This is a genomic window from Rhizobium grahamii, from assembly GCF_009498215.1.
Lineage (GTDB): Bacteria > Pseudomonadota > Alphaproteobacteria > Rhizobiales > Rhizobiaceae > Rhizobium > Rhizobium grahamii_A.
This window is the reverse complement of the sequence record NZ_CP043498.1, coordinates 2,437,406-2,450,819: the sequence shown is the minus strand read 5'-3', so window position 1 is coordinate 2,450,819 and position 13,414 is coordinate 2,437,406. Positions and strand designations below refer to the sequence as shown.

General features: G+C 61.1%; 11 protein-coding genes. 9 read left to right on the top strand and 2 right to left on the bottom strand.

The features are described 5' to 3' along the window. The first annotated feature begins 150 nt into the window (after positions 1 to 150). The gene (locus tag FZ934_RS11835; RefSeq protein ID WP_153271226.1) at positions 151 to 1,392 is read left to right on the top strand and encodes an NAD(P)/FAD-dependent oxidoreductase; all 1,242 of its coding nucleotides are present in this window, start codon (positions 151 to 153) and stop codon (positions 1,390 to 1,392) included. An 81-nt stretch (positions 1,393 to 1,473) separates the two neighbouring features. Here FZ934_RS11835 and FZ934_RS11830 read toward each other — a convergent pair whose 3' ends face one another. Next, positions 1,474 to 3,249, bottom strand: a complete 1,776-nt coding sequence (locus tag FZ934_RS11830; RefSeq protein WP_153271225.1) for a cytochrome c biogenesis protein DipZ — start codon at positions 3,247 to 3,249, stop codon at positions 1,474 to 1,476. A gap of 320 nt (positions 3,250 to 3,569) precedes the next feature. Here FZ934_RS11830 and FZ934_RS11825 point away from each other — a divergent pair, with 320 nt between their 5' ends. The 8 genes from FZ934_RS11825 (at position 3,570) to FZ934_RS11795 (ending at position 12,133) form a co-directional block, all read left to right on the top strand. Further along, the gene (locus FZ934_RS11825; protein WP_153271224.1) at positions 3,570 to 4,613 is read left to right on the top strand and encodes an alpha/beta fold hydrolase; all 1,044 of its coding nucleotides are present in this window, start codon (positions 3,570 to 3,572) and stop codon (positions 4,611 to 4,613) included. A 104-nt stretch (positions 4,614 to 4,717) separates the two neighbouring features. Continuing rightward, entirely contained in the window at positions 4,718 to 5,458 is a 741-nt protein-coding gene (locus tag FZ934_RS11820; protein WP_113360343.1) for a response regulator, read from the top strand. Beyond that, positions 5,455 to 6,777 (top strand): ATP-binding protein, encoded by a 1,323-nt coding sequence (locus FZ934_RS11815; RefSeq protein WP_153271223.1) that lies wholly within the window; start codon positions 5,455 to 5,457, stop codon positions 6,775 to 6,777. The genes FZ934_RS11820 and FZ934_RS11815 overlap by 4 nt, the downstream gene beginning before the upstream one ends. Positions 6,778 to 6,949: 172 nt before the next feature. Continuing rightward, positions 6,950 to 7,366, top strand: a complete 417-nt coding sequence (locus FZ934_RS11810) for an organic hydroperoxide resistance protein (protein WP_153271222.1) — start codon at positions 6,950 to 6,952, stop codon at positions 7,364 to 7,366. Between the two features lie 59 nt (positions 7,367 to 7,425). After that, positions 7,426 to 7,554, top strand: a complete 129-nt coding sequence (locus FZ934_RS28415) for a hypothetical protein (RefSeq protein ID WP_281409911.1) — start codon at positions 7,426 to 7,428, stop codon at positions 7,552 to 7,554. A gap of 141 nt (positions 7,555 to 7,695) precedes the next feature. Next, positions 7,696 to 10,257 (top strand): GcvT family protein, encoded by a 2,562-nt coding sequence (locus tag FZ934_RS11805; protein ID WP_153271221.1) that lies wholly within the window; start codon positions 7,696 to 7,698, stop codon positions 10,255 to 10,257. 174 nt (positions 10,258 to 10,431) lie between these two features. Continuing rightward, positions 10,432 to 11,466 carry a CorA family divalent cation transporter gene (locus tag FZ934_RS11800; RefSeq protein ID WP_153271220.1) on the top strand — a complete coding sequence of 345 codons (1,035 nt, stop codon included), beginning with the start codon at positions 10,432 to 10,434 and terminating at the stop codon, positions 11,464 to 11,466. A gap of 163 nt (positions 11,467 to 11,629) precedes the next feature. Then, positions 11,630 to 12,133 carry an RrF2 family transcriptional regulator gene (locus tag FZ934_RS11795; protein WP_153271219.1) on the top strand — a complete coding sequence of 168 codons (504 nt, stop codon included), beginning with the start codon at positions 11,630 to 11,632 and terminating at the stop codon, positions 12,131 to 12,133. Between the two features lie 121 nt (positions 12,134 to 12,254). Here FZ934_RS11795 and FZ934_RS11790 read toward each other — a convergent pair whose 3' ends face one another. Beyond that, positions 12,255 to 13,298, bottom strand: a complete 1,044-nt coding sequence (locus FZ934_RS11790; RefSeq protein WP_153271218.1) for a porin — start codon at positions 13,296 to 13,298, stop codon at positions 12,255 to 12,257. Positions 13,299 to 13,414 lie beyond the last annotated feature (116 nt).

The following is a 13,414-nucleotide window of genomic DNA, read 5'->3' as shown; positions in this document are numbered from 1 at the left end:
CGCGAAAGCCCTCCTGAACCGGCTGATATCGTCATGCAACGGCCGTGGATCACCGAGCCGGCGGGCCGGTCCATGCTGCGAAATTCTTTCCTTTCAAGAAAATGACGTTGGCCGATTGCCTCGGCTTCTGATGTCTGCGGAGATAATGCAGTGGTTGAACGTGATGTGATCGTGATCGGTGCCGGTGTCGTCGGCCTGTCGGCAGCCATTGCCGCGCAGGCTCGCGGTTTTTCCGTCACCGTGCTTGATCGTGTCGGACCGGCTGCCGGCGCTTCCGCCGGAAATGCCGGCGCCTTCGCGTTTACCGACATCCTGCCGCTCGCTTCGCCGGGTATTCTGAAGAAGGCCCCGAAATGGCTGCTCGATCCGCTCGGCCCGCTGACGGTGCCGCCGGCTTACGCGCTGCAGATCGCGCCGTGGATGTTTCGCTTCTGGCGCGCCTGTGCGCCTGACCGGGTCGCGCAATCGACCGCGATGCAGACGGCCTTGATGGATCTCTCGAAGGCCGAACTCGAGCCCTTCCTGAATGCCACGGGCACCGCTGACATGCTGCGCAAGGAAGGCAATCTGCAAGTCTACGAAAGCGATGCGGAGTTTCGCGGATCGCTGCCGGGCTGGAAGGCCCGCGAAGATCACGGCGTCGAGTTCCGCCACGTCAAGGGCGACGAGATGGCGGCGATCCAGCCGGGCTTGGCGTCCCGGTTCATCCTCGGCACTTTCACCCCCGGTTGGTATTCGATCGCGGATCCGAAGCTCTACACCCTTGCGCTTGCCGATCACTTCCGCGCCAAGGGCGGGCTGATCGAAACGGGTGAGGTCGTCGATCTGAAGCCTGCCGACAGCAGCGTCGAGATCAGGACGGCTGATGGCATGACGCGCAAGGTCGGTCAGGTCGTTCTTGCCGCCGGTGCTTTCTCTCACCGGATCGCCAAAACCATCGGCGAGAACATCCCGCTCGAAACGGAGCGTGGCTACAATACGACGCTGCCGACCGGCGCTTTCGATCTGCGCACGCAGGTGACCTTCGGCGGCCATGGCTTCGTCGTGACGCGGCTGTCGACCGGCGTTCGCGTCGGCGGCGCGGTCGAACTTGGTGGCCTACAGTTGCCGCCGAACTTCAAACGGTCGCAAGCGATGCTGAAGAAGGCCGCGATGTTCCTGCCGGGATTGAAGGCGGAAGGTGGGGTCGAGTGGATGGGCTTCCGCCCGTCGCTTCCCGACAGCCTGCCGGCGATCGGCCGGGCTCGCGCGACCAGTCGCGTCATCTATGCCTTCGGTCACGGCCATCTTGGGCTGACGCAGTCTGCGGGAACGGCGAGGATCGTTGCCGACCTGCTCAGCGGACAGGCACCGTCGATCGACATCAGCAGGGTTTCCCCGCAGCGTTTCTAATTGAGGGACCTTAAGGCCCAACAAATGAGTGCGGCCCGGATCGGTTGATCGCGGGCCGCTTCCGTTTTTGCGTGGGTGGGCTCAGCCGAAGGTGAAAGCGTAGGCGTCGACGCCGGGATCCAGGAACTTGATCTCGAAGTTGCGCGCCGTGACGGTGCCGGACTGGCGAACCAGCTGGTACAGTCTGGTTGCCGTCACCATGCCATTGCCGTCGGCATCGACGTCGGCTCCGTGGTCGGCTCCGGGCGGCTTCCCGTCAACGGTGACCTTGAACCGGATCGGCTTGCCCGCTTTATCCGGCCCGAGCACGAGATGAAGGTCGCGGGCGCTGAAGCGGTAGGTGATGCCGCCATCAGGCTGGTCCAGTGTCGCGGCCTCTGCTCCGACGGTCCATGTTCCGGACAGACCCCATTCGTTCAGGTGCGGATTGCTGATCGAGTAGAGATGGGGTGCGTCGGAATGCAACCCTTCGGGCGACACGAAGTTCGATGCCTGCTGGTAGCCGATGTAGGTTTCGCCGGACCGGATGGCGGCGAGATCCGGTGCCATTTCGGCACCCTTGGCATCCGGGGCGACGATCGGGGTATTCTGGGCGGTCTTGCTGCCGGCCTCATGCAACAGGTCCTGGATGGCCTGTTCCGTCTCGCGATAATCGCCTTCGCCGAAGTGATGGTAGCGAATTTGTCCATCGGCATCGATCAGGTAATGGGCCGGCCAGTAGTTGTTCTCGAATGCCCTCCAGATCCGGTAGTCGTTGTCGATCGCAACGGGATAGTCGATCTTGAAGTCCTCGACTGCCTTCTTGACGTTGTCGATCTTCTTCTCGAAGGCGAATTCGGGCGTGTGGACGCCGATCACGACGAGGCCCTGATCCTTGTACTTCTCCGCCCATTCCCGGACGTAGGGGAGGGTGCGGATGCAGTTGATGCAGGAGTAGGTCCAGAAATCGACAAGCACGACCTTCCCGCGAAGCTGCTTTTCGGTAAGCGGCGGCGAGTTCAGCCACTGGACGGCGCCGTCAAGCGACGGGGCGCGGCCTTCGATGCCGAGCGAGCTGTGATAGGGCTGCTTGTTGTCGACGAGCATGGCGGTCGAGTTGCTGGCGACCTCCGTTGGTGCTGAGCTCAGCGAACGGGCATCCAGCCGGTTGAGCACGGCCTGTTCAAAGGAGGCGGTGCTGGCATAAGAGAGCCGTGCCAGCAGCGTCGTGTCCAGACCCGAGGCGATGATCGCAACGCCTGCGAGCACAGCAACACCGAGCCCCTGGCGGATACGTTCGCCGATGCCAAGCGACCGCTTCATCGCCGCGAAGATCTTGCCGCCGAGCAGAAGTGCGGCGGCAAGCGACGTAGCCGCGCCGGCGGCATAGGCAAGCAGCAACAGAGTGGTGATCAGGTTCGCGCCGTGCAGGGCGGCACCGGTGAGAACAAGCCCGAGGATCGGGCCTGCGCAGGGGGCCCACAGCAGACCGGTCGCGACGCCGAGCAGGAGAGAACTTCTGATGGTCGAGGCTGCGCCGCGATCACCGGTGGCGGCCAGAAGGTCATTTCCAAGACCGACGACCGGCTGGGTGATGCGCGTTGCAAAGCGTGGCGAAAGCAGGCTCAGGCCGAAGAGTGCCAACACAACGATGGCGACGATGCGGCCGTATTCGTTGGCCTGAATAACCCAGGCACCACCGACTGCGGCGAGTGTTGCCACGACTGCGAAGGTGGCCGCCATGCCGACGAGCATCGGAAGCGTGCTTTTTAGGAACGGCTGCCCGGCGCGCGCGAAGACGAAAGGCAGGATCGGGAGAATACACGGGCTGAGGATCGTCAGCGCGCCTCCAAGATAAGCAATGATAAGAAGCGTCATCGTCGTTTTCCTTTAGTGCCGATAGGTCGGGTTCTGGTGACGCGATGTGCCAAGACCAGAAAACGAGATGCATATGGCTGCGTGCTGGTATCCCCGATGTGTCCGGTACTTCGGTGATTTGTAGCGGAGTGTCTGTTTCGGCGGCCTCGCTACAAAGCGATACAAAGTCGTGCTGCAGCGGGCTTTCCAGATGTCGAATGTATCTCATTGTATCCGGAGGGCCGCTCGCTACATCTCCATTCAAAAAAGGTCGGGTGCGACACATCGACGATACACGCAGGCTGTTTTCTCCGGCTCACATTCAAACGCAGGAGAGATCAATGTCCCAGGGGATCAATCGCCGCCGCTTTTTCGGCATCACTGCCATGGCTGTCGCCGCAGCCGAAATCGGCATGTCAGGCCTTGCAGGCGGCGCAGCGCAGGCGGCACAGTCTGCAACACCTGTCTCGAAGGCAGGAAAGCACAGCTCCTTCGAACCGCTGAAGCAGATCAAGGCTGGGGTTCTGGACATTGGTTACGCCGAAGCAGGACCGGCGAATGGTCCCGTCGTGCTGCTGCTGCACGGCTGGCCCTACGACATCTATAGTTATGTGGACGTCGCACCGCTGCTTGCCGACGCCGGCTACCGCGTTCTCATTCCCTATTTGCGCGGCTACGGGACCACCCGGTTCCTTTCAGCCGAGACCCCGCGAAACGGTCAGCAGGCGGCGCTTGCTGCCGACATCATTGCATTCATGGACGCGCTGAAGATCGAAAGGGCTGTCGTTGCCGGATATGACTGGGGCGCACGTACCGCCGACATCATGGCGGCGCTTTGGCCCGAGCGTTGCAAGGCGCTGGTCTCGGTCAGCGGTTATCTGATCGGCAGCCAGGAGATCAACCGCAAGCCGCTTCCGCCGAAGGCCGAGCTTGCCTGGTGGTATCAGTTCTACTTCGCGACCGAGCGCGGCCAGCTTGGCTACGAGAGCAACCGCAGCGAATTCGCGCGGCTGATCTGGCATACGGCATCGCCGAAGTGGGATTTTGACGATGCGACCTTCGAAAGATCGGCGGCCGCCTTCGACAATCCCGATCACGTCGCCGTCGTCATCCACAATTATCGCTGGCGTCTCGGGATCGTCGAAGGCGAAGCCAAGTACGACGCTTACGAAAAGAGGCTGGCGATGGGCCCGTCGATCTCTGTGCCCACGATCACCATGGAAGGCGATGCCAACGGCGCACCGCATCCGGAACCCGCGGCCTATGCCAACAAGTTCACCGGCCGATACGAGCATCGGACCATCACCGGCGGTATCGGACACAACCTGCCGCAGGAAGCACCCGAGGCCTTCGCCAAGGCCGTGATCGACGTCGATCACTTTTAAGCCGGAGTGCCGGGGCGAGGTGCGAAGCGCGGGATATTCAATTTGCGCTTCGCAGGCTAAAGAGAGTCGAGGCTGCCTTCTGGTTGCGCAGCGTGGAGAAGTTCATGGAGCATGTCGATCATATCCTGATCGTTGACGACGATCGCGAAATCCGCGAGCTGCTGTCGGGCTATCTGACGAAGAACGGGCTGCGGGTCACCGTTGCCGCGGACGGACGCCAGATGCGCAGCTTCCTGGACGGCAACACGGTCGATCTGATCGTGCTCGACGTGATGATGCCCGGCGATGACGGGCTTGTCCTCTGCCGCGAGCTGCGTGCCGGAAAGCATAAGGCGACGCCAATCCTGATGCTGACCGCGCGCAGCGACGAAATGGATCGCATTCTCGGGCTCGAAATGGGCGCCGACGATTACCTCGCCAAGCCGTTCGCGGCGCGCGAGCTTCTCGCCCGCATCAAGGCGGTGCTGCGCCGGACGCGGATGCTGCCGCCCAATCTGCAGATCAGTGAAGCGGGGCAGCTATTGATATTCGGGGAATGGCGTCTCGATACGGTCTCGCGACACCTTCTCGACAAGGACGGCACCGCGATCGCATTGAGCGGTGCGGAATACCGTTTGCTGAAGGTCTTCATCGATCATCCGCAGCGTGTTCTCAATCGCGATCAGTTGCTGAACCTGACGCAGGGTCGGGATGCCGATCTTTTCGATCGGTCGATCGACCTGCTTGTCAGCCGCTTGCGTCAGCGCTTGGGCGACGATGCGCGCGAGCCGACCTACATCAAGACGGTGCGCAGCGAAGGCTATGTGCTGTCGGTTCCGGTCGAGATCGCGGAGACCAGGCAATGAGCAGCCGAGGCGCCGTCAGCCTTGTCGGGTTCTGGCCGCGAACCCTGAGGTCCCGGTTGTTCATCATCCTGCTTGCCGGGCTAGCGGTTGCCTACGGGCTTTCCTTCAGCGTTCTCTATACGGAGCGCTCGATGTCGGCGAAGGCGGTGATGCTCGGAACGCTCGAGAGCGATGTCGCAACGTCGATCGCCGTGCTCGACCGGCTACCGGCCGACGAGCGCGCAGCCCTGGTCGATCGATTGGGCCGCGGTAACTATCAATTCGTTCTCGGACCGGGAATCGCCGGCGTTCCGGACACCTCCAGCCGCGGCGCGGAAATCGCCGCCAAGATCGAGGATGCCGCGGGCAGCCGCTTTCCGATCCGCATGGAAAAGATCCCCGGGGATGTGACCCGGCTGCAGGCGCATCTGACGTTGAGCGACGGGAACCCGCTGACGATCGACATCACACCAAGGGGCGTCATGCCGATTGCGCAGTGGCTTCCTTATGTGTTCGGCATCCAGATGCTGCTCGTGGTGCTCTGTGCGTGGTTAGCGGTTCGGCAAGCCATTCGTCCGCTTGCCGATCTTGCGGCGGCTGCCGATGCTCTTGATCCGAATACCAAGGCGCCGCTGCTCAGCGATACCGGACCCAGCGAAGTCGCGAATGCGGCACGCGCCTTCAACGCGATGCGCGATCGTATCGCCCACTATCTCGAAGAGCGCGTGCAGATCCTGGCGGCGATCTCGCATGACCTGCAGACGCCGATCACGCGCATGCGTCTGCGTGCTGACATGGCGGATGATTCAACGGAGAAAACCAAACTTCTGCAGGATCTCGGAGAGATCGAGCGACTTGTGCAGGACGGTATTGCTTATGCGCGCAGTTCGCATGGAAATGGCGAGAAGCTTTCCCGCATCGATCTGGCATCGTTTGTCGAGAGCATCTGCTACGACTATCAGGACACCGGCAAAGCGGTGTCGCTCGTCAGCGCGGTCAGCGGTACGGCGGCAACCAAGCCGCATGCCTTGCGGCGCATTCTCTCCAACTTCATCGACAACGCGCTGAAGTTCGCCGGATCGGCCGACGTTAGCGTCGAGCGCAAGGAGGATGGCCAGATCGCGATCACGGTGATGGATCGAGGGCCAGGCATTCCAGTGGAGCAGTTGGAGGCGGCGATGCAGCCATTCTTCCGGCTGGAACAGTCGCGCAACCGCGAGACGGGTGGGGCGGGGCTCGGCCTTGCCATCGCCCAGCAGCTGGCCGCCGCGATCGGCGGCTCGGTCAGGCTCTACAACCGCGACGGCGGCGGGCTGGCGGCGGAAATCACCATCGGCTGATGCGCGCGCCCCGCAGGGGCGCGTTGCATTTGTAGCGTATCGTATCCACAAAACCGGCCGCTACGCTTTGTGACATTTCTCCATGTTTCCGAAACATGCGGGATACCTCGACTTGGCAAAACCCACTTCGTCAACGCAGCCGCAGAGAGCGGCGCAACCAACGGAGTGTTCGATGACTAAGATCGAGAAGGTTCTCTACACCGGCAAGACCCATACCACCGGCGGCCGTGATGGCGCTGCGCGCAGCGACGACGGCGAACTGGATATCAAGCTTTCTCCTCCCGGAAGCACCCGTGCCGGCACCAACCCGGAGCAGCTCTTCGCCGCCGGATGGTCCGCCTGCTTCATCGGCGCCATCGGGCTCGCAGCCGGCAAGCACAAGGTAAAGCTCCCCACCGACCTTTCTGTCGATGCCGAAGTGGATCTTGGAACCACCGACGGCGCCTACTTCCTGCAGGCGCGGCTGAACGTTCGTCTGCCGGGCCTCGATGCCGAGCTGGCGCGGACGCTGGTCGAGGAAGCGCACCAGACCTGCCCTTACTCAAAAGCGACACGCGGCAACATCGCCGTCGAGCTCAATATTGTCTGATTGCAAATCGGTTCGTCGCGGTCTCCCGCCGCGGCGAACCCCGCAAACAGGAGCTACCAATGAAGCTGTTCATCATTCTTCTTCTGGGGGCGACAGTGTTCGCTACCCCTTGCATCTATGACATCAGCTCGCGCGAGCCATCGCCGTTCGGCGGGTTCGTTGCGGCGGTCGGCGCCGGCGATTGGTGACCGGCTGTCCGGATGAGGCGGGGCGCTCCGCGATGATCGTGATGGCAGTCGCGCGGTTTGCGAATAGTGTCGCAGAAAGGCTGCAATTTTGCTTCGGCAAGGCTTACAGTCGCGCCACATCCTCATTCGGAGTCATAGGCAATGGCAGAATTTCCTCAGAAGGCAAAGGTCGTCATCATCGGGCTAGGCGGCATCGTGGGGGCGTCCATTGCCCACCATCTGGTCGAGCGCGGCTGGGACGATATCGTCGGCATCGACAAATCAGGCATTCCGACCGATATCGGCTCGACGGCACACGCCTCTGACTTCTGTTACACGACAAGCCACGACAATCTCTCGGTCTGGACGACGCTCTACTCGATCGATTTCTACGAAAAGATGGGGCACTACGCTCGTATCGGCGGCCTCGAAGTCGCGCGTACCGGCGACGATTCCTGGATGGAAGAAATCAAGCGCAAGCTGTCCTCGGCAAAGGCTTTCGGCACGCGCGCGCATTATGTCAGCCCCGCCGAGATCAAGGAAAAGTTCCCGCTGATCGAGGAAGACCAGGTGATGGGCGGCATGTTCGACCCCGACGCCGGCCTCGTCATTCCGCGCTCCCAGACCGTTGCCGGCAAGCTGGTCGATGCCGCTGAGAAGGCTGGCAAGCTCAAGGTTTTCGCAAATACCCCGGCAAAGTCGCTGATCGTCGAAGGCGGTCGCATCAAGGGCGTCGTAACGCATCGCGGCACGATCATGGCCGACCATGTCATCGTCTGCGCCGGTCTCTGGGGCCGCCTCATTGCCGAGATGGTCGGGGAAGATCTTCCGGTCATGCCTGTCGACCACCCGCTGACCTTCTTCGGGCCGTATAACGAGTTCGAGGGGACCGGCAAGGAAATCGGCTTCCCGCTCCTGCGCGACCAGGGCAATTCCGCCTATATGCGCGACACTGGCGATCCCAAGACCACCGAAGGTGGCCAGATCGAATGGGGTTACTACGAAACGACCAATCCGCGCATGTGCCATCCGCGCGAGCTTCTCGAAAAGCATGAGGCGCGTCTGTCTCCGTCCCAGCGCGACCTCGAAATGGAGCAGATCATCGAGCCTCTCGAGCGCGCGATGGAGCTGACGCCGATCCTCGGAGAGCTAGGCTACAACGAAGGCCACTCGTTCAACGGCCTGCTGCAGGTTTCGGCCGGCGGCGGCGCTTCCTGCGGCGAAAGCCAGAAGGTGCGCGGCCTCTGGTATTGCGTTGCCATCTGGGTCAAGGACGGCCCGGGCTACGGCAAGCTGATCGCCGACTGGATGACCGATGGCCGCACCAAGATCGATCACGCCAGCATCGACTATTCGCGCTTCTACCAGCACCAGCTGACGGAAAATTTCATCGCTGACCGTTGCTTCGAGGCGGCACAGAAGATCTATTTCCCGGCCGTGCATACGCGCGAGCCCTACGCGTCCAGCCGCAACATCAAGCGCTCGCCCTTCTATGAGCGCGAAAAGGAACTCGGCGGCTATTTCATGGAGCTCGGCGGTTGGGAGCGTGCGCACGGCTATGCTGCCAACGAGCACCTGCTTGAGAAATACGGCGACCGCGTTCCTGTCCGCGCGAACGAGTGGGACAGCCGCCACTTCTGGCGCGTTTCCAATGCCGAGCACCTGGCGATGAGCGAGGACTGCGGCATCGTCAACCTCAGCCACTTCTACATGTTCGACGTCGAGGGCCCTGACCATGTCGAGCTGATGGAATGGGTTGCCGCTGCCAAGATCGGCGGCGATGCCAACATCGGCAAGGGGATCTACACCCACTTCCTCGATGATGAGGGAATGGTGCGCGCCGACCTTACCATCATCCGCATGGCTGACCGCTGCCGCGTCATCGACGGCGCGGATGCCGGCCCGCGCGACTTCAACTACATCAAGCGCATCGCCGAGGATAAGGGCTTCAACGTCACGGTGACCGACGTATCGGAGAAGTTTGTCACCATCGGCATCTGGGGTCCGAATGCCCGCGAAACGCTGAGGAAGGTGGTTGCAGACCCGGCTGGTCTCGATGCGGAGAACTTCGCATTCGCGGCGATCAAGCCGATCGAGATTGCAGGCAAGACCGTTACCGCCTTCCGCATTTCCTATGTCGGGGAACAGGGCTGGGAACTTCATATGAAGTATGAAGACGGACTGGCTGTATGGGATGCGCTGCGTTCCACCGGCGTCATGGCGTTCGGTGTCGAAACCTATGCGAACTCGCGCCGCATGGAGAAGAGCCTTCGCCTGCAGAACGCCGATCTCCTGACCGAGTACAATCTGCTGGAAGCAGATCTCGCTCGTCCGAAGGTCAAGGAAGCAGACTTCCGTGGCAAGGCGAAGCATCTGGAATACAAGGCGCGCGAACATCAGCCGGCCATGCTCTGCACGCTTGTCATGACTGAGAATGTCGATGCGAAGGGTGTCGCCCGCTATCCTGTTGGCAGCATGCCGGTTCTCGATCCAGAGACAGGCAAGACGCTGGTGGATGAACTCGGCCGCCGCTCGTTCACGACGTCTGTCGCCTTTGGCCCGACCGTTGGCAAGAACATTGCCCTTGCCTACCTGCCTTGGGACTATTGTCAGGTCGGCCGCAAATTGCAGGTCGAGTATTTCAGTGAAACCTATCCCGTCGAGGTCGTCGGTGTCGGTTACAAGCCGATCTACGACCCCGAAAATCTCAAGCCGCGCAGCTAAGCTGACGGCAAAGGAAACGCCCGCCAAAACGGCGGGCGTTTTTGTTTTGCGCTCCTCGGATCGGGCTGACAAGAATCGCTGACTTCGGGGTCAATGATATTGCGCGACTCATACGAGGTGTTAGAATCACGGACGGCAAGCTTCTGTGTTTCCTGCATTTTTGAGGTTCGGCGAATGGAGACGACAGCTGCAAAGATCTCCCGGATCAGCTACGGGGCCGAACCCGGAATACGCTTCGCCTTGCTCCTGGATGGCAAGGGTGGCTGTCGGCAGCTCGACATGGCAGGCATGTGTGCCTGGAAGCCCGCTGATGGTGTGATCTGGCTTCATCTCGAGCGCGATCATCCGGCGGCGGCGGCCTGGGTCAACGTCGAAGGGCGCTTCGATCCGCTTGTCTCCGAGGCTCTGCTGGAAGAGGAAACGCGGCCGCGCGTCGAGCCTGTCGAGGAAGGGCTGCTGATCATTCTGCGCGGTGTCTGCGCGACGTCACCTGAGGAGGCGGAAGAGCCGCATCCGGACATTGACCTTGTGCCTCTGCATTTGTGGGTCGACGTCAACCGCGTCGTCTCGTTGCGCGACAGCGGGCACTACATAACGGCTCTTCGCGATATCCGTGCCGCGCTCGAGAAAGGGAAGGGGCCGCAACGCAGCGGCGACCTTCTGGCTCTCATCGGTGACAAGCTCGTGCGCGATCTAGAGCCAGTGCTGGATGCGATGGACGAGGAAGTCGACGAGCTCGACGAGATGATTTTCCATGGTGACGCGGGCGAGGTTCGCGAGCGGCTGAAGCTGCTGCGCAGGCGTTCTGTTCAGCTGCGTCGCTATCTCGCGCCGCAGCGTGACGCGCTCAGCCGCATTGAGCATGATGACGCAACCTGGCTTGTCGAGCGCGACAAGTTGCGGTTACGCGAGGTCATCGACAAGCTCATGCGCTTCATCGAGTATCTCGACGCGATCCGCGACCGCACCGGCATTCTGCACGACGACCTTTCGACGGTGATCAGCGAGCGAATCGCGCGCAATTCCAACCGTCTCGCGGCCCTTGCAGCTCTTCTTCTGCCCCCGAGTGTCGTCGCCGGCCTGTTCGGCATGAATGTCGGCGGCATTCCTGGCGTCAACGACACCTGGGCCTTCATCATCATCGTCGCCTTCGTGACGATTTCGTCCGTCGCGACACTGTGGGTTCTCAGGCGCATCGGCTGGCTTTAGGAAAAGCACATCGCTGTTTCGGGGCGACTGGGCATTCAAACAACCGTGATTTTAGTTCCCAATTCTTGACAACCAAATTTTCACGGAAATATCTGTTCTGGGAGAAAAAATCCGCGGCGGTTGACGCCGTCGGATGGGGATTAGGACAGGACTACAGTTCGAGATGATCGATACTCGTTTCTCGACCGCCATGCAGATCGTGATAAGCGTCGCGGTGAACGATGAAGCGGGTGTTCGGACCACAAGCCAGTCGCTGGCGCAGGCGCTCGATACGAGTTCCAGTTTCGTGCGTAAACTTCTTCTGCCGTTGGCCGAAGCAAATATTCTGGTCGCGTCGGCGGGTGGCAAGGGCGGGGTGCGGCTAGCACGCCCGAGGAACGATATCCAGCTTGCCGAGATCTACGCTGTCGTCACTGGCAACAAACGGCTCTGGGCAACCCGGCACGAGATTCCGCACGAGGGGCTGGTCGGCGAAAACATCTGCGATCTCTCCGAATATCTTTGCGATCGCGCCGAGCAGGCGGTCGTCGATATGCTGGGATCGGTAACGATAGAAGATAGCGTTGCGGAATTGAGAAGGCTTGAAGCGCAGAAGCACCCGTCGGGGGCTGATGAGCAGGAAGCGGCGTCGGAGCGCGTCAGCCAGGAACGCCATGCTGCCGAGTAAGCCATAAAAGCAAGAGAAGCGGCCCGGCAGGGAACCAGGCTGCTTCTCCCAAACTGATCGGAGGTCAATCTGATCAGAATTCCTTGAAAACGGGCGCCGCTGTTGCGGCGCCCTTCTTGTCTCAGAACGCGCGCTGCAGGCGGAAGAAGCCCGTCGTTACGCCGTCAGCGTTGTCGGCGTCGAGGTAGTTGACGGTCGCCTTTGCATAGAGGTTGTCAACGATCTGGTAGTCGACGGTTACGCCGTACTTCCAAGCATCAACGTTAGCGAAGTCCGTGTTGCCGTTGATCGCGCCGTAGTTGCCGTAGTACTGAACGGCCGGGGTGATCTTCAGCTTGTCGGTTGCCTTGACGGCGTATTCAGCAACGATAGCCCACTCAGACTTGCTGTAGTAGGAGTTCGGGTTGCTGGAGTAGACGCCTGCGAGACCGAGGGTGCCAGGACCGATTGCAACGGTACCCATGGCGCGAACAGCGCCCTCTTCGTTGTCGGTGTCGTAGCCAGCAGTGATCTGGTACGTGAAGATGCCAGCCTTGCCGCCGAGGCCAACTGCGATGCCAATGTTGTTGCCGTTTTCGCCGGTCTTGAAGACGCCGTCTTCCAGTTCGTCGGCGCTGATGCCGGCGTAGAAGCTGTCAGCTTCGTACTGGTAGCGGAACGAGTTGTGCAGCGTTACCTTCGAGCCGATATCGTCGGTTTCGCCGGAGAGACCATCGTCCCACCAGCTGTAGAACAGACCGGCGCGGATGCCTGCGATGTCGATGTAAGCGGAGTCGAGGACAGCAGCCTGCGACGAAGCGTTGTCCGCATTGGTCTGCAGAACGATAACGCCGGTGAGCGGGCCGTATTCAGTGTCGCTCTTGGCGGTGAACTGAACCTGACCGCGGGTGTACATGTCCCAGTCCGAATTGTTAGCGACAGTCGAGCCGTTGCCGGTCGTCGCGCTAGCGTTCGGGCCTGCGTTGACCTGCGTACGGATGTAGCCGCTAATCTTCAGGCAGGTTTCCGTGCCCGGGATGTAGAAGTAGCCGGTGCCGTAAGCATCGCAAACGCGAACGTATTCTACAGCTTCCGGTTCAGCAGCGACGATAGCGTCTGCAGCCTGAGCGCCCGATACGGCTGCGAGAGCCGCTGCCGAGCTGATGAGCATCATACGAATAGTCATAGTTGAGTCCAATCTATTTAGGATCGGGCACAGGTCATTGCTGCCGAGAACGGCCCCTACCTACCCCAATTTCAAAACAAGCCCTCACGGGGACGTGATGTTCCCGTGACCGGCAA

What these genes read in the sequence shown, in the direction of transcription:
- FZ934_RS11790 (WP_153271218.1), bottom strand. Translation starts at nt 13,298, where the DNA reads ATGACTATTCGTATGATGCTCATCAGCTCGGCAGCGGCTCTCGCAGCC.
- FZ934_RS11815 (WP_153271223.1), top strand. Translation starts at nt 5,455, where the DNA reads ATGAGCAGCCGAGGCGCCGTCAGCCTTGTCGGGTTCTGGCCGCGAACC.
- FZ934_RS11830 (WP_153271225.1), bottom strand. Translation starts at nt 3,249, where the DNA reads ATGACGCTTCTTATCATTGCTTATCTTGGAGGCGCGCTGACGATCCTC.
- FZ934_RS11820 (WP_113360343.1), top strand. Translation starts at nt 4,718, where the DNA reads ATGGAGCATGTCGATCATATCCTGATCGTTGACGACGATCGCGAAATC.
- FZ934_RS11800 (WP_153271220.1), top strand. Translation starts at nt 10,432, where the DNA reads ATGGAGACGACAGCTGCAAAGATCTCCCGGATCAGCTACGGGGCCGAA.
- FZ934_RS11795 (WP_153271219.1), top strand. Translation starts at nt 11,630, where the DNA reads ATGATCGATACTCGTTTCTCGACCGCCATGCAGATCGTGATAAGCGTC.
- FZ934_RS11825 (WP_153271224.1), top strand. Translation starts at nt 3,570, where the DNA reads ATGTCCCAGGGGATCAATCGCCGCCGCTTTTTCGGCATCACTGCCATG.
- FZ934_RS11810 (WP_153271222.1), top strand. Translation starts at nt 6,950, where the DNA reads ATGACTAAGATCGAGAAGGTTCTCTACACCGGCAAGACCCATACCACC.
- FZ934_RS11805 (WP_153271221.1), top strand. Translation starts at nt 7,696, where the DNA reads ATGGCAGAATTTCCTCAGAAGGCAAAGGTCGTCATCATCGGGCTAGGC.
- FZ934_RS28415 (WP_281409911.1), top strand. Translation starts at nt 7,426, where the DNA reads ATGAAGCTGTTCATCATTCTTCTTCTGGGGGCGACAGTGTTCGCTACC.